This is a genomic window from Hyphomicrobium sp. MC8b (assembly GCF_905067615.1).
Classification (GTDB): Bacteria; Pseudomonadota; Alphaproteobacteria; order Rhizobiales; family Hyphomicrobiaceae; genus Hyphomicrobium_B.
Genome location: NZ_LR898465.1, coordinates 2,653,385 through 2,671,108 on the forward strand (window position 1 = coordinate 2,653,385; position 17,724 = coordinate 2,671,108).

At 60.6% G+C, this 17,724-nt stretch carries 33 protein-coding genes; 9 read left to right on the plus strand and 24 right to left on the minus strand.

The features are described 5' to 3' along the window. Positions 1 to 24: 24 nt before the first annotated feature. The 15 genes from ACLB1Z_RS12775 to ACLB1Z_RS12845 all read right to left on the minus strand — a co-directional run bounded on the left by ACLB1Z_RS12775 (position 25) and on the right by ACLB1Z_RS12845 (position 10,358). On the minus strand, positions 25 to 1,074 hold the full coding sequence (locus tag ACLB1Z_RS12775) for a head maturation protease, ClpP-related (RefSeq protein WP_409560202.1): 1,050 nt from the start codon (positions 1,072 to 1,074) through the stop codon (positions 25 to 27). 4 nt (positions 1,075 to 1,078) lie between these two features. Next, positions 1,079 to 1,318, minus strand: coding sequence for a hypothetical protein (locus ACLB1Z_RS12780; protein WP_024275972.1), 240 nt, complete (start codon positions 1,316 to 1,318; stop codon positions 1,079 to 1,081). Between the two features lie 11 nt (positions 1,319 to 1,329). Continuing rightward, on the minus strand, positions 1,330 to 3,003 hold the full coding sequence (locus ACLB1Z_RS12785; RefSeq protein WP_024275973.1) for a phage portal protein: 1,674 nt from the start codon (positions 3,001 to 3,003) through the stop codon (positions 1,330 to 1,332). A 7-nt stretch (positions 3,004 to 3,010) separates the two neighbouring features. Next, a complete protein-coding gene (locus tag ACLB1Z_RS12790; protein ID WP_409560203.1) occupies positions 3,011 to 5,056 on the minus strand; it encodes a terminase gpA endonuclease subunit in 2,046 nt (681 codons plus the stop codon). Next, positions 4,986 to 5,687, minus strand: coding sequence for a hypothetical protein (locus ACLB1Z_RS12795; protein WP_409560204.1), 702 nt, complete (start codon positions 5,685 to 5,687; stop codon positions 4,986 to 4,988). Before ACLB1Z_RS12795 ends, ACLB1Z_RS12790 begins: the two co-directional genes overlap by 71 nt. A 131-nt stretch (positions 5,688 to 5,818) precedes the next feature. Continuing rightward, positions 5,819 to 6,379: a hypothetical protein gene (locus tag ACLB1Z_RS12800; protein ID WP_409560205.1), complete on the minus strand. Its 561-nt coding sequence runs from the start codon at positions 6,377 to 6,379 to the stop codon at positions 5,819 to 5,821. Between the two features lie 603 nt (positions 6,380 to 6,982). Continuing rightward, a complete protein-coding gene (locus tag ACLB1Z_RS12805; RefSeq protein WP_409560206.1) occupies positions 6,983 to 7,354 on the minus strand; it encodes a hypothetical protein in 372 nt (123 codons plus the stop codon). Further along, complete coding sequence (locus ACLB1Z_RS12810; protein ID WP_409560207.1) at positions 7,351 to 7,608, minus strand: hypothetical protein; 258 nt, start codon at positions 7,606 to 7,608, stop codon at positions 7,351 to 7,353. The genes ACLB1Z_RS12805 and ACLB1Z_RS12810 overlap by 4 nt, the downstream gene beginning before the upstream one ends. 315 nt (positions 7,609 to 7,923) lie before the next feature. Then, positions 7,924 to 8,226: a hypothetical protein gene (locus tag ACLB1Z_RS12815; protein ID WP_409560208.1), complete on the minus strand. Its 303-nt coding sequence runs from the start codon at positions 8,224 to 8,226 to the stop codon at positions 7,924 to 7,926. Between the two features lie 60 nt (positions 8,227 to 8,286). Next, positions 8,287 to 8,559, minus strand: a complete 273-nt coding sequence (locus ACLB1Z_RS12820) for a hypothetical protein (protein ID WP_409560209.1) — start codon at positions 8,557 to 8,559, stop codon at positions 8,287 to 8,289. After that, on the minus strand, positions 8,556 to 8,852 hold the full coding sequence (locus ACLB1Z_RS12825; RefSeq protein ID WP_409560210.1) for a hypothetical protein: 297 nt from the start codon (positions 8,850 to 8,852) through the stop codon (positions 8,556 to 8,558). The genes ACLB1Z_RS12820 and ACLB1Z_RS12825 overlap by 4 nt, the downstream gene beginning before the upstream one ends. Positions 8,853 to 8,912: 60 nt before the next feature. Then, positions 8,913 to 9,434 carry a hypothetical protein gene (locus tag ACLB1Z_RS12830; protein WP_409560211.1) on the minus strand — a complete coding sequence of 174 codons (522 nt, stop codon included), beginning with the start codon at positions 9,432 to 9,434 and terminating at the stop codon, positions 8,913 to 8,915. A 75-nt stretch (positions 9,435 to 9,509) separates the two neighbouring features. Further along, a complete protein-coding gene (locus ACLB1Z_RS12835) occupies positions 9,510 to 9,749 on the minus strand; it encodes a hypothetical protein (RefSeq protein ID WP_409560212.1) in 240 nt (79 codons plus the stop codon). A 22-nt stretch (positions 9,750 to 9,771) separates the two neighbouring features. Next, on the minus strand, positions 9,772 to 10,131 hold the full coding sequence (locus ACLB1Z_RS12840) for a hypothetical protein (protein ID WP_409560213.1): 360 nt from the start codon (positions 10,129 to 10,131) through the stop codon (positions 9,772 to 9,774). Further along, a complete protein-coding gene (locus ACLB1Z_RS12845; protein ID WP_409560214.1) occupies positions 10,128 to 10,358 on the minus strand; it encodes a helix-turn-helix domain-containing protein in 231 nt (76 codons plus the stop codon). Before ACLB1Z_RS12845 ends, ACLB1Z_RS12840 begins: the two co-directional genes overlap by 4 nt. A gap of 173 nt (positions 10,359 to 10,531) precedes the next feature. Here ACLB1Z_RS12845 and ACLB1Z_RS12850 point away from each other — a divergent pair, with 173 nt between their 5' ends. The 8 genes from ACLB1Z_RS12850 to ACLB1Z_RS12885 all read left to right on the plus strand — a co-directional run bounded on the left by ACLB1Z_RS12850 (position 10,532) and on the right by ACLB1Z_RS12885 (position 12,938). Continuing rightward, positions 10,532 to 10,756: a hypothetical protein gene (locus tag ACLB1Z_RS12850; protein WP_409560215.1), complete on the plus strand. Its 225-nt coding sequence runs from the start codon at positions 10,532 to 10,534 to the stop codon at positions 10,754 to 10,756. An 11-nt stretch (positions 10,757 to 10,767) separates the two neighbouring features. Beyond that, positions 10,768 to 11,010: a hypothetical protein gene (locus tag ACLB1Z_RS12855; RefSeq protein ID WP_409560216.1), complete on the plus strand. Its 243-nt coding sequence runs from the start codon at positions 10,768 to 10,770 to the stop codon at positions 11,008 to 11,010. Positions 11,011 to 11,021: 11 nt separating this feature from the next. Next, positions 11,022 to 11,234, plus strand: a complete 213-nt coding sequence (locus ACLB1Z_RS12860) for a hypothetical protein (protein ID WP_409560217.1) — start codon at positions 11,022 to 11,024, stop codon at positions 11,232 to 11,234. A gap of 9 nt (positions 11,235 to 11,243) precedes the next feature. After that, entirely contained in the window at positions 11,244 to 11,435 is a 192-nt protein-coding gene (locus ACLB1Z_RS12865; RefSeq protein ID WP_409560218.1) for a hypothetical protein, read from the plus strand. A 155-nt stretch (positions 11,436 to 11,590) separates the two neighbouring features. Beyond that, complete coding sequence (locus tag ACLB1Z_RS12870) at positions 11,591 to 11,875, plus strand: hypothetical protein (protein ID WP_409560219.1); 285 nt, start codon at positions 11,591 to 11,593, stop codon at positions 11,873 to 11,875. Positions 11,876 to 12,014: 139 nt separating this feature from the next. Beyond that, entirely contained in the window at positions 12,015 to 12,311 is a 297-nt protein-coding gene (locus tag ACLB1Z_RS12875) for a type II toxin-antitoxin system RelE/ParE family toxin (RefSeq protein ID WP_409560220.1), read from the plus strand. Then, positions 12,308 to 12,634 (plus strand): addiction module antidote protein, encoded by a 327-nt coding sequence (locus ACLB1Z_RS12880; protein ID WP_409560221.1) that lies wholly within the window; start codon positions 12,308 to 12,310, stop codon positions 12,632 to 12,634. Before ACLB1Z_RS12875 ends, ACLB1Z_RS12880 begins: the two co-directional genes overlap by 4 nt. A gap of 37 nt (positions 12,635 to 12,671) precedes the next feature. Continuing rightward, positions 12,672 to 12,938 (plus strand): type II toxin-antitoxin system HicB family antitoxin, encoded by a 267-nt coding sequence (locus ACLB1Z_RS12885; RefSeq protein WP_409560222.1) that lies wholly within the window; start codon positions 12,672 to 12,674, stop codon positions 12,936 to 12,938. A gap of 62 nt (positions 12,939 to 13,000) precedes the next feature. Here the strand turns inward: ACLB1Z_RS12885 and ACLB1Z_RS12890 are convergent, their stop codons facing one another. Together ACLB1Z_RS12890 and ACLB1Z_RS12895 are read right to left on the minus strand one after the other, a co-directional pair. After that, entirely contained in the window at positions 13,001 to 13,255 is a 255-nt protein-coding gene (locus ACLB1Z_RS12890; RefSeq protein WP_409560223.1) for a hypothetical protein, read from the minus strand. 378 nt (positions 13,256 to 13,633) lie between these two features. Further along, the gene (locus ACLB1Z_RS12895; protein ID WP_409560224.1) at positions 13,634 to 14,044 is read right to left on the minus strand and encodes a MerR family transcriptional regulator; all 411 of its coding nucleotides are present in this window, start codon (positions 14,042 to 14,044) and stop codon (positions 13,634 to 13,636) included. 165 nt (positions 14,045 to 14,209) lie between these two features. Here ACLB1Z_RS12895 and ACLB1Z_RS12900 point away from each other — a divergent pair, with 165 nt between their 5' ends. Next, a complete protein-coding gene (locus ACLB1Z_RS12900; RefSeq protein ID WP_409560225.1) occupies positions 14,210 to 14,809 on the plus strand; it encodes a cation transporter in 600 nt (199 codons plus the stop codon). On the opposite strand, the gene ACLB1Z_RS12905 is transcribed toward ACLB1Z_RS12900, so the two are convergent. From ACLB1Z_RS12905 to ACLB1Z_RS12935, 7 genes are read right to left on the minus strand one after another with little or no spacing between them, the layout of a single operon-like run. Beyond that, the gene (locus tag ACLB1Z_RS12905; protein ID WP_409560226.1) at positions 14,698 to 15,030 is read right to left on the minus strand and encodes a DUF6440 family protein; all 333 of its coding nucleotides are present in this window, start codon (positions 15,028 to 15,030) and stop codon (positions 14,698 to 14,700) included. The genes ACLB1Z_RS12900 and ACLB1Z_RS12905 overlap by 112 nt on opposite strands. After that, positions 15,027 to 15,632, minus strand: a complete 606-nt coding sequence (locus tag ACLB1Z_RS12910) for a hypothetical protein (RefSeq protein WP_409560227.1) — start codon at positions 15,630 to 15,632, stop codon at positions 15,027 to 15,029. The genes ACLB1Z_RS12905 and ACLB1Z_RS12910 overlap by 4 nt, the downstream gene beginning before the upstream one ends. Further along, a complete protein-coding gene (locus ACLB1Z_RS12915; RefSeq protein WP_409560228.1) occupies positions 15,629 to 16,684 on the minus strand; it encodes a hypothetical protein in 1,056 nt (351 codons plus the stop codon). Before ACLB1Z_RS12915 ends, ACLB1Z_RS12910 begins: the two co-directional genes overlap by 4 nt. Beyond that, positions 16,681 to 16,914, minus strand: a complete 234-nt coding sequence (locus ACLB1Z_RS12920) for a hypothetical protein (protein ID WP_409560229.1) — start codon at positions 16,912 to 16,914, stop codon at positions 16,681 to 16,683. Before ACLB1Z_RS12920 ends, ACLB1Z_RS12915 begins: the two co-directional genes overlap by 4 nt. Beyond that, complete coding sequence (locus ACLB1Z_RS12925) at positions 16,914 to 17,306, minus strand: hypothetical protein (RefSeq protein ID WP_409560230.1); 393 nt, start codon at positions 17,304 to 17,306, stop codon at positions 16,914 to 16,916. The genes ACLB1Z_RS12920 and ACLB1Z_RS12925 overlap by 1 nt, the downstream gene beginning before the upstream one ends. After that, positions 17,303 to 17,518, minus strand: a complete 216-nt coding sequence (locus ACLB1Z_RS12930; RefSeq protein ID WP_409560231.1) for a hypothetical protein — start codon at positions 17,516 to 17,518, stop codon at positions 17,303 to 17,305. The genes ACLB1Z_RS12925 and ACLB1Z_RS12930 overlap by 4 nt, the downstream gene beginning before the upstream one ends. After that, positions 17,515 to 17,724: a hypothetical protein gene (locus tag ACLB1Z_RS12935; protein ID WP_409560232.1), complete on the minus strand. Its 210-nt coding sequence runs from the start codon at positions 17,722 to 17,724 to the stop codon at positions 17,515 to 17,517. The genes ACLB1Z_RS12930 and ACLB1Z_RS12935 overlap by 4 nt, the downstream gene beginning before the upstream one ends.

The following is a 17,724-nucleotide window of genomic DNA, read 5'->3' on the forward strand; positions in this document are numbered from 1 at the left end:
TGGGCCGTGAAAATCCGGTCCGCGTTAGCGGCGCGCGGCGTAGATCGCGGTGTGATCGAGCGCGGACGTCTCTTTCTTGGCGCTCGCGACGGGTGCGGCGAGTTCGAGGCCTGCAATCACGGTGCCGGGAGCCGAAGTACGCGCAGGCTCGGCCGCCGATGCCGTCGGCGCGGTCGCCATCGCGGCGATGGCGGCGGCGGGCGCGAAATCGGTCTCATACGCGAAGTGCGCAGCGAGCTGCTCCCGGCCTTTGGCCTCGGGCGCCTGCAGAATGGCGGCAATGCGCTGGCGTTCAGCAGTGCGGGCGTCCACATTTGCCGTTGACGCTTCCGGCTCTGCGGTTGACGGATCTGACGTTGCCGTTTCCTTTTCCGCCGGTTCCGTTGACGGATTGGCCGCCGGGGTTTCCACGGCCGAAGCGGCGGGCTTCGCCTTCTTGTCGGACATTGCAGGCTCCTTTTGCTTAGGCTTCCAATTGCGCTCGCTGGCGAGCGCTGTGAGTTGGGCGGGGGCGTGCGCGTAAACGCGATAATCGAATGCCGTCACTTCCTCGGCCTGCGCCTGGTCCGACTTGTCTGCGAACTTCTGCGCAACGGCCTCGTCGGCCGTCAGCCACGTCTCGGCGCGCATGACCTCGCGCATCGCTTCGGCGCTTTCGCCGGTCTTCTCGGCGTAGATCGACGCCATTTGCGCGGCGAGCTTGCTCAGGACTTCGATCGACTTCTGATGATCGGCGGCGTCGCCGTAGGTGATCGTCGACGGATCGTGGATCATCATCAGGGAGCCGACCCGCATGACGACCTCGTCGCCAGCCATCGCGATGATCGAGGCGGCCGACGCCGCGATCGCATCGATGTAGACCGTCACCCTGCCGCGATGCGCGTTCAAGGCATTGAAGATCGCAGCGCCTTCCCAAGCGACGCCGCCACCGGAATTGATGCGGACGGTCACGTCGCTGTCGCGGCCGAGCGTTGCCAGCGCTTCGATGACGTCCATCGACGAAAAGCCGTCGCTCCAATAGCTATCGCCGACCGTGCCGTAGAGCACGATCTCACCATCGACCAGCACGTTCATGTGTTCACCTCATGCGCCCGACGAGGGCAAAGCGTTTGCGTTTGCCGGCGACGTCGGCTTTCAACACCGCGATCAGCCGCTCAAGACGCGGGATATCCGGCTTGTGGAAGCGAACGCGGCGACGGTCGGTGCCTTCGATTTCTTCTTCGCCGTCGCCCGCAAGCAGCCGGTAATAGAGCGGCTGCAGCTTTTCGAGCAGGGCAGCCGGATCGCTGTAGTCGAGGGCATCCCATTCGACGGCCATCGCGCACTCCGTTAATTGAGCCGCTTCGGCGGCGTCTTCTGATTGTCGTCATCCTCGGGCGGCTCGGCCGCTTCACCGACGGGAAGCCGCGGCGGATAAGGATCAGGCAGGCCGTAGCGCTCGGCCAATTTGCGGTCGTGCGAGCGCTGTTCCATGACCGTCTCGGGATCGAGACCGTACTCGGCGCACTCATAGGCGAGCGAGGTCGTTCCATTCGTGAGGCGTTCGGACTGCGCGCGCGCCGTCTTGAAATCGTCGGCGGTCGGCTTTGCCGGTCCGAACCATTCGGCCTGCACCGTTTCATTGCGCATGGCGCGGAAACGCTCATAGCCGCCCGGAAATTCGATGCGCCCTTCGCGGATTTCCTCGTCGAGCCACGTCGAATAGATCGAGTGTACGAAGGGAATGGCGATGCGCTGGCGACGCCGCATCGTGACAAACCAGATCGACGCCGTGCCCATGCGGACGCTCGAATAGGTCGCGCCCTCGTAATCGCCGGTCATCGCTTCGTAGGTCGTGCCGATGCAGCGCGCGACCTCGCGCAAGAGGTTTTTCGAGAACGGCAGATAGGTGTCGGACGGATGTTTGGCGCTGTGAAGCTGGAATTCCTCGCCGGGAAATAGGCTTTGCACCTTACCGTGGACGCCGAGGTCGATCGACTTGTTCTGCCACCACGCCGCGCGCGCGAGCATGTAGGCCTGCACTTCCTCCGACACCGGCAAATCCGAACCGCCGGAAGCCTCGGCCGTTCCCTGCAAGCCTTCGAACGCTTCGCCGCTCAAATTCGGAGACTTCAGCGTGGCGGCAATGATCGTTTGGATCAGAGCCGTCGTCAGCGTCGCGTCGGCAAGCTGATCGTACTGACGCAGCACTTTGAGCACCGGCGTCATTGGCGAGATACCGCGGATTTGATCTGGGGTGCCGTCAAAGATGTGAATGACCTGCTGGCGGCCTTTTGACGACCGTGCCTTGATCTCGATTTCCTCGTCGGCGCCGAGCGGTGTGCGGCGGAGAACCCGATAGGCCGTCGGCAAACCGTTGGCGTCGGTGCGCACGCCATGAAACAGGCGGCCGAGTTCTTCAGTCGTATCCGCCATCCGGTGCGGCGAGAACATCATGACCTTGGTCGACGACTGACTTTCCGGCCGGCTGATGGCGGGAAGCAACGCCGTCACCTCTCCGAACGCAAAATGCTGCATGATCGCCGCATCGGTCATGTCGGCGACCGTCAGCTTCCCGCGCGCGTCGCATTCGAGCGGATTGTTCGACCAGATGCGCCAGCGGCGTTCGACGCGGCGGCACCATTGGTGCGCGAATTCATCGTTCCAGCCCAGGGATTCAATATCGGGCTTGGCATTGAGGCGAAGGCCGGTGCCGATGGTGTCGGCGGAGGCCTGCGTGATCGCACCGGCGAGCCAGCCAGAGTTCTGCAGGCTATCGATCGTGCGCGCGGCGGCCTTGCGCCAACTGACGCGAACATCGTCGCGCGCATCGCGCAGCGCGGGCTGCCATGAGGACAGGAAGCCCGCCGACGAGTCGCGCATGTAGCGCGCCACCGGCGCGGCCCGCGTCGCGCGCGCTACGGCCTGCGACTGCGAAACGAGGCGCGTCGCAATACTGTTGATCGCGGATTTGAAACGGCCCGCTAGTGGCGCGGAACCGCTGATCTCGCCGGCATAAGCCATGTCGATCCTACTTGTTCAGAAGCGCCGAAATCTCGGCCCATGTTCTGCGCCGCGGAGGTGCAGCGGCGGTACGTGCTGCCGATCTCGATCCCGGCAGCGGATTTGGTAAGCGCTCGCCCTCTGGCGGCTCGGTCGTCTCGACCGTTACCTTGTCGTCTTCAAGCGGAGCGGCGTCGCCGTGGCCCGACGAAAGCGCTTCGCGAAGCCCGCGACCTTCGCGAATGCGCTGGACGTTTAAGAGGTGGCCCGCCGCGGCGTTCAATGCCTCGCAATCGAGAAAGTGGTTTTCCCGGCTGCGCTGGATCCATTGCACCTGTCCCGACGGCCGCTTAACGCGCGATTCCGAGACGATCTGATCAAGGTACCCATCGTCGATATCCTCGGGCAGAAGCCACGCGCCGCTGGCGTCAATCGGGTAGCGAATATGCTCGTGGACGAAGCTCTTGGCCCAATCGGTGTTGATGAGCGTCAGTTCGAGCGAATACTTTCGCGGGTCGCCTTTGGGCGTCACGTCGATTTTCGACTTCTTCACCGGCATAAGCTGCGTCGCGCGGCCCTTCGACGGACGCGCGATCCGCGCATGGCGGCGGCAGAATTCATAGACGCGGTTGACCGGGACGCCGAATTCTTTGCCCGGACGAAAGCCCGAGTCGACCAATGCGAGCCGGATCAACATGCCGTGGATGGGCGTTTGCAACAGATCCGAAAGATCGCTCCAAACTTCTTCTTCGTGCGTCTCGCCATAAAGCTCGCCGCGTTCGATCAGCCAGCTCGTCGATCGTGCGCCCCAGCCCCGAATGGCATAGACTAGCCGGTTCTTCTGCACGTCGACGCCGGCCGTCAGATGCACCAAGCCCGCCGGGAGATCGCCGAGCTTGTAGGGGACGATGAGCCGTTTGAGCTCCGTTGACTCCGGTGCATCGCCACCGCCCGGCGACCATAGTTCGCCAAAGCCGGTGTTGATGACACCCTGCAGCTTCTCCTGGTCGCCCGAGTGCTTCGCCTCGACGTAAGCCGCGGCGCGTTCGCCGAATGTCACGAACGGCGAGCACAAACCCGACGCCCAGAACGATATGGTCGGCGAGCGCGGCGGCAAACCGATAACAGTGCCATCAGGCTCGACGCGCTGTCCCGGCGCCACGTAGACGCCGCGCGCGTTCATGTCCGCCTTGTGGTCGTTCTCGATGACACCGCCGCAGCGCGGACAGGTGACGTAAGCGTTTTCGAGCGCTTCGGACGCCGACCACTTGTCGTCGATCGCGAGTTGCTTAAAGCGCGGAATGAAGAATTCCGCGCAGTGCGGGCATGGCCACGCGAAATGATACATCGTGCCGCTCTGAAAAAGCTTCCAGACCGGGCTTTCAATGTCCTCGGGCGGCATGCGTTTCCAGAACTCTAAGCCTGAGTTGGCGTCCTTCAGGACGTCGACGTTACCGACGAGCGGCGTTGAGGTGACGCCGTACTTGCGGTCGCGAAACGTGAAGCCGCGAGCCTTCGTCAGAACGAGAGGATCGCCCTCGCCTTTGACGTTGCCCATCATGCGATCGTATTCGTCGACGATCACAAGGCCCGCAGTCGTGCCCGACAACTGCGTCGCGGACCCGGCCCATGCGAACTTGAGCGGCACGCCGCCGATGACTTTGCGGAACCGCTTGTTCTTCTTTCCGCGCGCCAGCTTCTGTTGCAGCGTTGGCGCGTTGTTGATGAGGTCCATCACGCGCGGCTCGATTTCATCGACGATGAAATCTTGGCTCGGCCCGACGTAGAGCGAAGGCGTCGGCCGCTGATCGAAGCGATGCCCGAGCACGTCGAGCACCGTTTCCGACTTGCCCATCTGCGAACCGCAAACGAGCGTGACGGTCGAATAGCGCGGGTCCTCAAAGGCGCGCTCGAAATCAATGACGTAAGGCGTCAGCCTCGGATCACGTGGCCCCGGCCGATCCATGCTCGGCGGGTAGATGCGGTTTTCGAACGCCCAGCCGTCAGCCGTCTGCCGCTTCGACGGCCGAATAAGGGTCGCGGCCCTGTCGCATAGCGTCGCCAGCTTGTTCAAGCCGCTTGGCGAGATCCTTAAGGACGACCTCGATTGCATCTTCGATCCGCCGGCGTTCCGCGATGTCGTCCGTCACGCGCGCCGGGACGCCCGCAAGGCCCGCCTTCAGCGGCCCGACGATGACGTCCAGCGCAGTCAGTGCTTCCGGCATCGCCACCAGCAGCAATTCCCTTTCGTCGTTCTCAAGCTTGAGCTTGCGAGCCCGTTCGGCTTTCACGCGCTCACCCGCCGATGTTTCCTCGGGGATGGCTCGCGCAACTTCGGACTCGACCTTGAATTGCGTATAGGCCTGCACCGACGCCGCGAGCGGATATCGGCCGCGCGCCGATTTCGTCAGAATGCCTTGCGCGTCCAACTGCTGGACCCAACGCTCGCCGACGCCGAGAACCTTGCCGAGATCCGTGACGGAAACCTCGTCGTCGACTTTCGCCGCGTCGAGCGCCCCCCTCACTTCGGTTTCGACAACCGTTCGGATGTAGGTCTGCACCGATGCTGCCAAGTCGTATCGGCCACGCTGCACCTTTTGAAAAAGCTTTTGTTTCACAAGCTTTTTTGCGGCGTGCATCGTAATCCCTAGAACATCCGTCAGGGCCTCCAACGTCACCGAGGCCTTTGGTTGTTCTGGTTGCATTTTTCCGAATCCGAAGTGGCGATTTTCGAAAACCACAAATGAGCGAAAACCGGGCCGCCGCCGCGCCGCACCGCAGGCAAAGCCTGTACGGTCCCTAAGGTTGCACGCGAGCGCGTCATGCGCGCGACGCGCTAGGTAACGACCCCATTCGTCAGTACGCGTATCTCATGCGCGACACGCGGCGGCAGATCGGACGCAACGAGCGAAGAAAAGACGCGCGCAACGTGCTCTTTCACCATTTCCTTGGGCACGTTCGGACCGGCGATGCGCTCAATCGGCAAGCGCTTCGATCCCCCCGTTCGCCAGAAGACATGGCCGCTCAGCGATGGCACGATGAACGCGTGGCGATACAGTTTGCGGTTGTGCCAAGGTGAGGCTGAAACGCCTGCGCCCCCCTGCCTTGCCTTAAAATTTTTGATTGGGATTGGTCCGCCACGCGACACGATCTCGAAACGTAGACCACCCCCAGACGCGCGGTATTTCTTGATGTGCCCATATTTCATGATGATCGACTGCGTCGTGCCGATCTCTTTCGAAAGCGCTCGCTTGACGCGCGTAAAGGCCTTGTCGCCGGTGTGATTGATCGCCCGGCGAAACACCTTGTGGCGCGTGCCATCATCCTCAAGGTGCTCGGCGGCGACGGTCAAACGCTGCAGGCCGTTGCCGGTCCAGCTTATGGAGATCGTCGCCATTGCGAGCTGCTTTCTGACTTTGTTGGCGGCACAATTCCGCGAAAATTATTCAAGACGTGAATTGGATTTGAATAATTTCGGCGCTTTTTGCAGAAAACGGGATCGGCCGCGTTGGGCGGCATGGGACCGTTGCGGAAACGGCCGATCCCGCTCTTTTCCTCGCGCTAGCGCGAACGCTCGGAAACTGAATTGGTGCCGGGCATTCCCCGCCCGGCTAGGGGCCGATCTTCGCCGATCGGCAAGCCTACTTGGGTCGCTCCGCGTTTCGCTTTCGCGCTACTCCGCCTCAACACTTCCCGTTCGCCAGGAATTTCAAACCAAACTCACACCCATAACGCGCTCACTCTTGGCGGCGGTTACATGACGGCCTCCTGCGGACCGCTCTCACAGTCAAAGCCAAGACGAGGTCGGATCCGATTTCTTCGCGGCGTTGGCTCTGCGGCTCTATGGCGAGCATTTGCGGGTGTAGCCTTGCCGGATCATTCGGGCACGAAAAAACCCGGCTCGGAGCGGTCCGGCCGGGTTAACTCATACGTCTGGCGACGATAGATTTGATTCGAGCAGATTCGCGCGAAAGTGGGAAGTGGGGTATCGCTGTTTTTTCTAACTTTTTTCGTCTTCGTTTTTCGGAATTGCAATTCCGGGCGCAATTCGGGCCTCCGCCAATTGCGGAATGTGCTCGATTACGGCCTGCAATTGGCCGCCGCGCATTGAAAATTTCACGCTCTGAATGAGGCCGCTTTCGACTGCCTTGATCCACGCTCCGGACGGCGCAGGAAAGTCGATTATCGTTTCGACCGGCGTCGGCTGGCCTGAAATTATGCGCTGCGCTTCCTCGGGCGTCATGCTCGATACGTCTTGCTCCATCGCGCGGGCAATAACCTGCGTCGCCTCGATCTTCGCTTGATCTAGCTTTTTCTTGCTGGCCGACGTCTCGATGTAAAATTCTCCTGGCTTGAGGTCGTTGCCGGTCATGGTTTGCCATCGCCTCCGATTGCATCGACGAGCACGAGTGTCCGGGCAGCTTCTGCCCACGCGCCCACGGCGTCAAGGCCGCGCTTGAGCGTCACGAATTTGAGGCGAACGCCGTGCTGGCCTGCTTCCCGCTTCATCTGCCGCAGCGTCTCGCGCGGGCTGCCTTCAGCAAGCGCCGCCGAATGCCGCTCGAAAGGCTGGCCGTCCCGGTGCGCGAAGAAATTTTCGCAAACGACGTAGATGCCGACGCTCATAGATCCATTTCCTTTCGGGCCTCGTCAGCTTTCGCTTTCGCCAATTCGGCAAGCCAAGGATAAGGCGATGCGTTGGCGCGCTGTCTGGCGTCGGCGATCGCATTCAAATCCTCGATTGTCGCGCGAGGCTTTGCCCATTTGAGCACGATCTGCCGGGCGCGCGAGGCGTTACATTGAGTTCAGGAGCGACGCTGGAAATCGAGCGCCCTTCGAGAAGATGCCGCCGCACGACGGCATATCGACGACAAGTCGGGCAATTCCCGCAAGGTTCACCAAACGCCGACACCATCGCCTTACAAGGGCGGGCAGGCAAGATCATGTCCCGTTTTTCCCTTCGATTTGAGGCTCGTCGGCGATGACGACAACGCCGAGATTTATAGGCCTAGTCCGCCGGACCGCGACGAGTTCAATGTCGATCGGCCACCCGCGCGCGCCGCTATACGGGCCGGACACTTCGAACTTTTTCACAAGCCAATCGATTTTAATATCGAACAGTCCCATGCGATGAATGAATTCCGCTGGCGCATAACCGTCGCCATTGACGACCGTCTTCAGACTTTCGATCAGTGCGGGGTCTTCTTCTTCCGACCAAAGCGTCTCACGGTAAACGTCGCTCATGTCGATTTTTCTCCTACGTCCGGTTTTGACGTACCAAGCCCAGCGCCCTCGGCGGTTTGATCAATGAACCGTCTTCGGACTTACTGGCAACGGCGGACCGCCAGCGACACCTACCTTCCCTCGGCCTAAGCAGAAGCCACACCGATCGCCCTTCTTCATCGTGACTGTCTCGTCGGTTGTCTCGTTCGTTGCCGGGTCGATCCTACGAACTTGGGCGGACATATTCGCGCTCAGGATGCCGGTGCCGTCGCACTTCTCGCATTCGACCGCAGGGATCTCATGCGTGGTTCCATCGCCCATGTCGATCGTCATGGTTGTTGGCTTGCGGGTCATGTTAATTTTTCCCCCTGCGTCGGAGGCGCCTTTCGGAAACTCAGAACCAATCGCTTCAGGCCGTAGATGGCTGATGCCCACAAAAGGATACTCAGAAATTTCAGGACAGAGAAGATAAGCGCCTCGGCCGAATGACCGACGACGACGTTCAACACCGCTACGCCCGCTCCGACGTATGAGGCACGCGTGAGAGCTTCCCTATACGTTTGTGCGGTCAGCGAAAGCCAGATCAGAAAAACGAAAACGGCAAGCCCAATTACGCCAAGCATCGCCACGGCATCGTTGTGTCTCATAGTCCCCCCATTTTTTTCGTTAAATGCGCCCCAGCGCGTCTCGCGCGGCGACTTTCCCTCTCACTGATCGTTCGGAGCATTCACTCCGCACGCCTTGAGCGTCGCCCTGATCGCCGCCCCCGACCCGTCAGGATTGAAAGAGTGCGATTCCGTTACTTTGCCGTTCACAACCCCGGCCAGCGCGATCCTGCGATTGGCGCGGGCGGCGTCGGCCGCGATTTGCACGATGCCCGCGTCCTCGACACGAATGCGGATAGACCCGCCGTCCGGCGTGCTGGAAACTCTCGCGTTAAATTCCCGCTTCGGCATGTCGTCGATCACGACGGCGAGATGTGGCCCGATATTGTTCACGACCGCGAGCGTGTCGGCATCGACCTTTTCTGGCGATATGAACACGAGGCTGAGGTCATCGGCTTTGCTGCAAACAAAAATGGCCACGAACCCGCCGAGATCGTCCGCGCCAAGCGCCATATGCTGATCGCCTTGAAACGGATCGTCCAGCTTCTGATGTATCCAATCCGCCGATGCCGGTGTCGTCATTGCCGCCAACGCGAGCGCGATGCCTGCGATTGCTTTTTTCACGTCTCCCACTCTCCCCACTGCTTTCAATTTTACCCGAGAATTTGCCCGCCGTTTTCTGGCGGGGTAGTACCTTGTCTAGATAAGACGGCGAACAGCGTTGGCCCCCCGCGCCGTAAGAATGGCCATTGAGCCGCTTTGCGTCCACCAGCCCTCAAGAACGCCGAATTGCCATCCATCTTCGAATTGCTCGGGTGTTCGGCCCTCATGCCTCACGAAATCGAAGTTGATGGCCGCGAACGGTTGCATTTCGTTTGAGCCCACGTTCCGCGCCACAAAAATGCGCAGGATGATCTCCGCGGCTTGCTCAGGCGTCATATCGGTTTTCCACTTTACTCACTCAACGATTTCTAGTCGCCGGCATGGTGACGCCGCGCGGATCTCCGTTTCTTAGCCGCTGCGCGATTTCGTCGGCAAATACCGTCTGCATCCGCCGCCACCAATAATTGCGCGCGAAGATGCGTTTGGCTGCCGGTGATACCGAACGCAGCTTTTCGATGTGCGGCGGGATCGTCGGTTCGACGCGCGCGGAAAATTCGAGCGAGCCCGGTTCGGCCGGGAAGTCGAGGGCGTCAAGCATGTCGCTCGGGCCTTTGCCGTACATCAACCGGCCGCCAATATGGATTTTCACGTTGCTGACCTTGACCGGCCGCACGCCTCCCATGCCGTCGCCGCCGAGCGTGATGATTGATGCCGTCATTTGCTGCCGCCCCTCTTATTTGCCTCGGCTCCGAGCCTGCGAACGACGTCTATCATTTCAGGGATTTCGAGCCAAAGCCGCAGCATCATTTCCACGGGGCCGGGGATCTCGGCGTCACCCGACGCGTACCGCCGCGCTGCCCGGTCAGAGATCTTCAAAAGCCGGGCAACTTCCATCTGCGATAAGGACAATTCGTCCAGCGCGGCTCGAAATTCTTCTTTGGTCATGGGCCTAGGACGATTTAGCGGCCGAGCCGCGGGAGATTCCCCATATCATAGGACAAAGCGACCTAGCAACGCTTAGGAAATTTCGCGTCTTTTCCGTTTTCTTGATTAGGACGACTTGACCTATTAGGACGATCCGTCCTAATGTCCCTCCAACGCAACAAACGGAGGCCACGATGGTCGCTCAATTCGAAGTCGGCAAAACCTACTCCTGCCGTTCCATCTGCGATTACGACTGCATTTTCTCGTTCGAGGTCGTGAAGCGCACCGCAAAGTTCGTCTCGCTCAAAGACAGCGGCGGGAAGGTCCGCGCTCGCAAGGTCCGCGTCTGGGATGGCGCCGAGGTCTGCGACCCGCACGGCCGCTATTCCATGTCGCCCGTTTTGCGCGCAGCGAAGTGAGGGAGGAACCAATGACCTTTTCAAAATGGCTCGACACGTTCGTTTCCGAGAAAGGCATCGATCTCGAACACGTTCTTGCGGTCGAAGGCCCGAGCGGCACCAATTCAATCCCGGTCGGTTGCCTCGTCGACCTTATGAAGCAAGCGCCGAAGCACGAGCAATCCGGCATCAAAACGATGATCGTCAAAATCGATTTCCGCAATGGCGACGTGCTCGACTACTTCCGCCACCTTGCCCAAGCCGTCGCGCAGTGAGGGGGAAAGCCGTGCAAGATGCGCTTGAGGCCGCCGATCGCTACGCCGCTCAATATGGCCGCTGCTGGAAATCCAAACTTGCGGATCATTGGTACAACGAGGCGCTCAACACGCCTCGGAACGCGGCCGACGCACCGCTTCTACGCCAGCTTCGCAACCATCCGTCGTTCGCCCACGCTTGGCTCCGAAAATACAAGCCCAGCGCGGCGCTTACAAAACTTTAGGGACAGCACATGCGGACACTCACCAACGCCGAAATCGCTTGCATCGAGAACGCGCTCCGACGCGCCGCCGCACAAGATGCCGACACGGAGATAGCGGGCAGCCCGAGCCTGACCGAGCAATTCCTCAATCAAGGCAAGATGGCCGCCGAGCTTGCCGACCTCTTCTTTAGCTACCCTACCGTCGAAATTTCGGAGGATTGAGCCATGACGCCCTACGAACGCGGTTATGCCGCCCGGCTTTCCGGCAGCCAAGGCCCTCGCTCCGTTCCAAACGGCAACGCATCCTGGGCGGAAAAGTTGTTTTATCGCGGCTGGTGTGATGCACTAGGCGCGCTAAAGAGAGGCGCACGCACGTCATGGCCCGACGCAAAGGTGAATTGAGCCGTTTCGGTATAGATCAAGGCTGGCCGCATCAGGTCTCGCTGCCGGAACACGCGACGACGGGGAAGAACCTCGATCGCGTTCACGCGTTCTGCAAGGACAAGAACCTGAGTCTGTGTCCCCTTGGGCACTTGTTCGTGCGCGACGGCAAGTATTGGAAAGCGTGGTGCTTCGCCGAGGCCGAGCACGCGGAGGCGTTCCAGAAAGAGTTTGGCGGCGAGTTCATGACGCCGAAGACGCGCCCCCGGTGGCCGGGCTAACGGCCAAGACAAGCATTCCGGTCAGTTCGCGAATTTTTGAATATTTGATGATTTCGCCCCGGCCTTGCTCCGGGGTTTTCTTTGCCCATATGTGTATATTGAAGTTGACACTACGCATACTGCGGTATACACCATTCCCATGCAGATACTGACAACAGACGTATTCGACGAATGGCTCGCAAACCTCCGCGATACGAAGGTACGGGCTCGCATCACGGATAGGATTAAGCGGGCTGGCGACGGCAATTTTGGTAAGTGCGAACCGATCGGCAGCGGCCTTTCTGAACTGAAGCTCGATTTCGGGCCGGGCTATCGGGTCTATTTCTTCGTAGAAGGCCGCACCGTTGTCGTTCTGCTCTGCGGCGGCGACAAGAGATCGCAGCCGAACGATATCAAGCTCGCACATAAGCTTGCAAAGGACTGGAAAAACCGATGACAAAATTCGCTCCATTCGACCCCGCGAAGTATCTCGACTCCGAGGAAGCGATTGCCGCGTACCTTGAGGCCGCGGCCGAAGGCGGCGACGCGAAGCATTTCGCGAGCGCCCTTGGCGATGTTGCCCGCGCTCGAAACATGACCGAGCTTGCGAGGAAAAGTAACATGACGCGTGCCGGTCTATACCGGGCCTTCTCGGAAGATGGGAATCCATCACTCAACAACACAATGAGCGTTCTTTCAGCGCTCGGGCTTGAGTTTACCGTCAAGCCGGTGAAGCCAGCCAAACATGCAGCGCGGAAGCGCGCGGCGACGCGTGCTTGACACGGCCCAGCAGCGGTTGGCTAAGGAGTTCACGCGCATGGCGTTTTTTGTTGGCATCGTTGACGGCAAAGACGACGTATGGGGCGTTCGCGTGCCGGACGTTCGGGGTTGCCACGGTGGGGGTGCAACAGCCGATGAAGCAATTCAGGACGCCATTAGCGCACTCGGCGAAATGGCCGAAGAAGCCCAGGGCATCACACCGCGCACGCAAGACGAGATCGCCCGCGATCCTCGCGTTCAGTTCGATGCGGCGACCGAAAGCATGGTTCTGTTGCCAATTGAAAAGATCGCGGCGGGCGGCTGATGCCTCATGCGCCAGTCGGTATCGACGGCCGGACGCCCACACCCGGCCGCCTCTCGTTCGGTTCAGAGCGCACGCATGACGCGCAGCGCCTGCTTCAGCACGACATATCCGGTTTCTGGGTCGCCGAAAACGCGATCGGTCGCCATCACCGCAAGCCCTGTCACCATACACAGCAACGGCAGCGGCTCGCCGTCTTCTTGCTCGAACAACAAGAGATCAGGATGCTCCAAGCGGACTCTTTGAATGAATTGCCGGTCGTCTGCCGTCGCAGCATCGCGGCGGGCTTCGATTGCGCGCTCAAGCCTCTCAAGCGCCAAACTCGCTGAACGCGACAGCCTTCGCCAGCGATGAATCAAAGCGACAACATGAGGATCGTCATTAAACGCAGTTGCAGACGACGCGGCTTCTATTCTTCGGGCTGCATTCCCGATTTCTCGACGCAATTCCAACTTATCTAACACTCTTTAGGTCCCCACCTATTCCAAACCCAATCACTGAATCGGGCTCTTTCGTGTTAGGCGGCAGAGCCCTAGAGCTCAAATCATCTTCGACATTTTATGAATATAGATTGTCGTTAGCATTGACGCGAAGTTGTAGACGTCGGGCCGCGACAAGTCATACTGAAACCGCGCACTGCGATCGTGTTCTGTATGGCGGCACAATCGCGCATTTGCGAGGCGACGCCTGGACTCAGGTTATCCGCCATCCGCTCTTTTCGGTCCCAGCGCCTCAATGATCCGGCAATTGGCGACTGTTCCCCCCTGACAGGATTCGATCACGGCTTTTAGTTCGCGCTTTAGCGCCGTCAGATCTAAGATCTTCCTCTCTACCTCGCGCAAATGGTCCTCCGCGATCCTATCCACCGTTGCGCAATCGCGCTGGCGATCATCGCACAATGCCAGCAGCGCGCGGACCTGATCGAGTGAAAATCCCAAACTGCGCGCGCGACGAATGAAGGACAGGCGCCCAAGCTCGACGGCACCATAATCCCTATAGTTTCCGCTGGTCCGAGCTGGTTTTGGCAAAAGACCGATTCGCTCATAATAGCGGATGGTCTCGACCTTGGTTCCCGTCTCTTTGCTCAAATCACCTATTGTCAATGGCATCGTCTTGACCCTGTAGTTGCTACAGGGTGCATGTAAGCAGCCTTGATAGAATATCGAGGTGGTGAAATGGCAGGTGGATGCTGCGGCGGGTGTGAACCGACACCGGCAACTCACGATAAGATATGGCGGCGCGTGCTATGGATTTCTCTGGCTATCAATGCCGGCATGTTCGCACTTGAGATCGCCGCGGGCGTCTCCGCGCAATCAGCGGCTCTAAAGGCTGACGCGCTCGATTTCTTAGGAGACAGTGCCAACTACGCAATCAGTTTAGGCGTTGCCGGGCTTGCGCTTCAATGGCGCGCGCGTGCCGCGCTACTGAAGGGTGTATCTTTGCTTGTGCTCGGTCTCTGGGTCCTCGGAAGCACGGTCTGGATGGCCGTCGCCGGCACTCTTCCAGCAGCAGAAACGATGGGGGTCATTGGCGCGCTAGCACTCATCGCTAATCTCACCTGTGCGGTAATGCTGTGGAAACATCGTGAAGGCGATGCAAATCGCCGGTCGGTATGGATCTGCTCTCGCAATGACGCTGTAGGTAATATCGCCGTCGTCGCTGCCGCACTTGGCGTGTTCGGTACTGGAACGGCTTGGCCAGATATCGTGGTCGCGACGATCCTGGCCGGCCTGGGAGTCAGCGGCGGATGGCAGATCGTTTCTCAAGCGTACTCAGAACTCCGGTCCGTCAAATCTAAATCGGAAGTCCCCACTGGTAGGCACATCGGCGTGCCGTCGGCGCCGAGGCGCGGCGTCATCCCGCCCATGCTGTAGGTGAGATATTGGCAGCCGGTCATCGGGTCCGTGAACACGCGCGGTATCTCGGCGAGAGGCCGCATTTGGTCAGGCGGACGCAGGGATTCCATGTAGCAAAGCAGGCCAAAGATCGCGGCGCCCGCAATGACGGTCCAGGCGACGCCTCGCGTAAAGCGCAGACTGCTACGTTCCCATTCGCGATCAAACCGCTCGACGTCTTCGCGCGACGGCTTGCTCATTTGCGTTCAAACTCCCGCGCCATCGCCACTTCGATCGGGTCGTACCGGCCGCCACGCGACGTCGCGGCGATTTCCTCGGCGCGCTTTACAACGCGATCGAGGAACGCAATAAGTCCGGCATCATCCCAACAAAAGACCTTCAGTTCGCGCGCGAGTGCGTGGATCTCAAGTTCGAACATTTCGAAATTGAGATCCGGCCCGAGGTCCCGAAATCCGTCATCAAGCTCGTCAAGGCCGCCCTCTCGTTCCGATGCTTGCGCGATCAGCTCCAACGCGGGTTCAGCCAGTCGATCGCGCTCGGCCTTCGTCCGCGTCCAGATGCGAAACTGCGTCCGCGCCGGCGCGGCATAGGTGCGATACGTGCGCTTCGCCGGGTCGCCGCGGCCGGTGCCCTTCAGAAGCTTCGCAGGCCAGACGCCGCGATTGTGACCAATGCGGCGCACGGCTTCAGAACCGTTCCAGATCGTGATCGATACCGGGCCATCCGTCGCAATGAATGACAACGCCGTTGGCGCCAACAGATTGAAAGCCTCGACGCGTTTCTTTTCCCAGCGCGCGGTATCGTCATTTGCCGCCACAAGCAGCGGTACCTCGATGCTCATCGTTCCCCTCGTGCGCGACGATTGCCCTCTTGCAACTGCGCGAGCGCGTCTGCGCGTTTCGCTCGGCCGATGTCGGAAAATTCATTGGCGATCGCCCAAATGGCGTCGATCGCCTCTTTGTAGATTTGCGCCACGCGGCGGGGCGTGATCTTGCGCCCTTCGATGATCAGCAGGTTGCGCGCGATTTTTCGGAACGAAAGCGCCCGGTCGCGGGACGCGTAGAGCAACACCCATTGCGCCGTTGTGTAACTGCCGACTCGGCGGCCGAGCGCCCATCCGTTCGACGCCGACGCAAGGTTCACGAGAAGCTCGCGCGCGCCCAGCGCGGCAAACCACTCCATCGCCCTCTCTTGATCGTCGACGTCGGCCTTCAGCAGTTCGAACCGGGCATAGATATCCGGCAACGCGTTCGCTTCCATTTCGGCAAGCTCGCGCTTCTGCGCATCGCTAAGGCCATAAAGCGGGTTGCGGTGCATTCCCAAGCCGTGAACGCTATCCTCAAGCAACTCCTGGGCGAGCGCACGCATGATCCGCCCCTCGGCGTCGTCGCGCTTGATATGCCCCGGCTCGGCGTATCGGACGGCTCCGCCGTTGAGCCACCATAGCTGCCGCTTCTGTCCGCGCTTCCGACCGCCTTGGCCGTTTGATTCCGCTTCCTCGTCTTCGGCATCCTCGACGGACTTGTAGCGCTGGCGTGTGCTCCACATCCGCGGCGGCGCGTCTTCGGCCAGCGTCAGGGCCACCGGCGGCAACGCAAACAACCGGAAGTCATCCGGATCGCGCGGCGCCCAGAAGTCGGGCCGCTCGCCCTTTAGCGTGTGCCAGCCGATCCACCCTTTCTCGGGATCTGGGCGACGGCGCTTCGGGCAAGGCAGATAGACCTGATATCCGTTGTCATAGGTGGACCACGTGGCCGCGCCCGTCTTCGGGTGTCGCACGAGCGCCGCCTCGAATGGCCCCCGGCCGTCCCATAGAACGCGGACGGGATACCGGAGCGGCAACCGGATTCCGTCGAAACGATAGAACTGCCGAAGCTTCAAAGGGAGCGTCACGCGGCCAGCCTCCGCGCCGAGCATTCGCCATCGCCGGTCGATGCCGGTTCACGCCACGCCTCGGGGTCGATCATGTGCGATCCACGTCCGAAGTCGCGTGTCCAATACGACCGCACCACGCCCGGCATGCCCTGAAACAGCCAGCCGGTGACGATGCTGCCGTCCTTCAGCCGCATGTCCACCGGGTTCGTGTGGTCGAGTTCGGCCATGGGCCGGAAACGGGTCGGCATCAGTGGACTCCCGATCGCTCGATGATGCGGTCCATTTCCTCACGCGGAACTCCGCCAGCCGGGAACGGCGGCGGGCGCAGGCGTGCCTTGCCCTGCTCAGGCACCGCCGGCGGTGTCGGCTCCGTCTGCGCGCTTTCCTGCACGGCCTGCTGCGCGGCGACAATTTGCGCCGGCGACGGTACGTGGCCGATACGCGCCGCGATCGTCATCAGGCCGGTGATTAGCTCTGTGCCCTGCAACGCCTGGATCGCGGTGATCTCTTGGATCTTCGCCATCATTTCCGGATGCCGGGCGACCAGCCGCTTATGTAGATGGTCGAGTTGGTTCATCGTAAAGTCGGCTTCCTCGACCATGCTTCGACGCATCGCTTCAATCTGTTCGTGCAGCTTCATTGAAAGTCCCCATTTTCGATTGCTTCGCGTGTGCCGCGGCAAAGTTCGGCGCCGGTCATCGGATCGCGTTCGATCCAAATGTCGCCATCCCAATCGAGCGCCAGCCGCGTCGGCGCCTCGATCGGCGAGTGTTCCGGATGCGCGAGGGCGAAGACAGCCAGGCCCTCGCCCACGATCAGCGTGTCGTCGACGTGCGCGTGTTTCGCCGTCATGGCTTCGCCTCGACGCCCACCGCGCGTGGGCGGCGAGCGATTTCGTTTTTGAGCGCTGAGATTTCGTCGAGAAACATCCGACGCAGTTGGGCGACGCCGCCCGATCCTGAGCGCGTTAAGGCGACTTGCCGCTCAAGTTTGTCGATGACGGCCTTAAGGTGCGCTTCCTCGGCGGCGGACATGGGCAGCGGTGCGGGTGATTGCAT

Coding starts and splice junctions, on each gene's coding strand:
- ACLB1Z_RS12775 (WP_409560202.1), bottom strand. CDS start 1,074: ATGAACGTGCTGGTCGATGGTGAGATCGTGCTCTACGGCACGGTCGGC.
- ACLB1Z_RS12780 (WP_024275972.1), bottom strand. CDS start 1,318: ATGGCCGTCGAATGGGATGCCCTCGACTACAGCGATCCGGCTGCCCTG.
- ACLB1Z_RS12785 (WP_024275973.1), bottom strand. CDS start 3,003: ATGGCTTATGCCGGCGAGATCAGCGGTTCCGCGCCACTAGCGGGCCGT.
- ACLB1Z_RS12795 (WP_409560204.1), bottom strand. CDS start 5,687: ATGCAACCAGAACAACCAAAGGCCTCGGTGACGTTGGAGGCCCTGACG.
- ACLB1Z_RS12800 (WP_409560205.1), bottom strand. CDS start 6,379: ATGGCGACGATCTCCATAAGCTGGACCGGCAACGGCCTGCAGCGTTTG.
- ACLB1Z_RS12805 (WP_409560206.1), bottom strand. CDS start 7,354: ATGACCGGCAACGACCTCAAGCCAGGAGAATTTTACATCGAGACGTCG.
- ACLB1Z_RS12810 (WP_409560207.1), bottom strand. CDS start 7,608: ATGAGCGTCGGCATCTACGTCGTTTGCGAAAATTTCTTCGCGCACCGG.
- ACLB1Z_RS12815 (WP_409560208.1), bottom strand. CDS start 8,226: ATGAGCGACGTTTACCGTGAGACGCTTTGGTCGGAAGAAGAAGACCCC.
- ACLB1Z_RS12820 (WP_409560209.1), bottom strand. CDS start 8,559: ATGACCCGCAAGCCAACAACCATGACGATCGACATGGGCGATGGAACC.
- ACLB1Z_RS12825 (WP_409560210.1), bottom strand. CDS start 8,852: ATGAGACACAACGATGCCGTGGCGATGCTTGGCGTAATTGGGCTTGCC.
- ACLB1Z_RS12835 (WP_409560212.1), bottom strand. CDS start 9,749: ATGACGCCTGAGCAAGCCGCGGAGATCATCCTGCGCATTTTTGTGGCG.
- ACLB1Z_RS12840 (WP_409560213.1), bottom strand. CDS start 10,131: ATGACGGCATCAATCATCACGCTCGGCGGCGACGGCATGGGAGGCGTG.
- ACLB1Z_RS12845 (WP_409560214.1), bottom strand. CDS start 10,358: ATGACCAAAGAAGAATTTCGAGCCGCGCTGGACGAATTGTCCTTATCG.
- ACLB1Z_RS12850 (WP_409560215.1), top strand. CDS start 10,532: ATGGTCGCTCAATTCGAAGTCGGCAAAACCTACTCCTGCCGTTCCATC.
- ACLB1Z_RS12855 (WP_409560216.1), top strand. CDS start 10,768: ATGACCTTTTCAAAATGGCTCGACACGTTCGTTTCCGAGAAAGGCATC.
- ACLB1Z_RS12865 (WP_409560218.1), top strand. CDS start 11,244: ATGCGGACACTCACCAACGCCGAAATCGCTTGCATCGAGAACGCGCTC.
- ACLB1Z_RS12870 (WP_409560219.1), top strand. CDS start 11,591: ATGGCCCGACGCAAAGGTGAATTGAGCCGTTTCGGTATAGATCAAGGC.
- ACLB1Z_RS12875 (WP_409560220.1), top strand. CDS start 12,015: ATGCAGATACTGACAACAGACGTATTCGACGAATGGCTCGCAAACCTC.
- ACLB1Z_RS12880 (WP_409560221.1), top strand. CDS start 12,308: ATGACAAAATTCGCTCCATTCGACCCCGCGAAGTATCTCGACTCCGAG.
- ACLB1Z_RS12885 (WP_409560222.1), top strand. CDS start 12,672: ATGGCGTTTTTTGTTGGCATCGTTGACGGCAAAGACGACGTATGGGGC.
- ACLB1Z_RS12895 (WP_409560224.1), bottom strand. CDS start 14,044: ATGCCATTGACAATAGGTGATTTGAGCAAAGAGACGGGAACCAAGGTC.
- ACLB1Z_RS12900 (WP_409560225.1), top strand. CDS start 14,210: ATGTTCGCACTTGAGATCGCCGCGGGCGTCTCCGCGCAATCAGCGGCT.
- ACLB1Z_RS12905 (WP_409560226.1), bottom strand. CDS start 15,030: ATGAGCAAGCCGTCGCGCGAAGACGTCGAGCGGTTTGATCGCGAATGG.
- ACLB1Z_RS12910 (WP_409560227.1), bottom strand. CDS start 15,632: ATGAGCATCGAGGTACCGCTGCTTGTGGCGGCAAATGACGATACCGCG.
- ACLB1Z_RS12920 (WP_409560229.1), bottom strand. CDS start 16,914: ATGCCGACCCGTTTCCGGCCCATGGCCGAACTCGACCACACGAACCCG.
- ACLB1Z_RS12925 (WP_409560230.1), bottom strand. CDS start 17,306: ATGAAGCTGCACGAACAGATTGAAGCGATGCGTCGAAGCATGGTCGAG.
- ACLB1Z_RS12930 (WP_409560231.1), bottom strand. CDS start 17,518: ATGACGGCGAAACACGCGCACGTCGACGACACGCTGATCGTGGGCGAG.
- ACLB1Z_RS12935 (WP_409560232.1), bottom strand. CDS start 17,724: ATGCAATCACCCGCACCGCTGCCCATGTCCGCCGCCGAGGAAGCGCAC.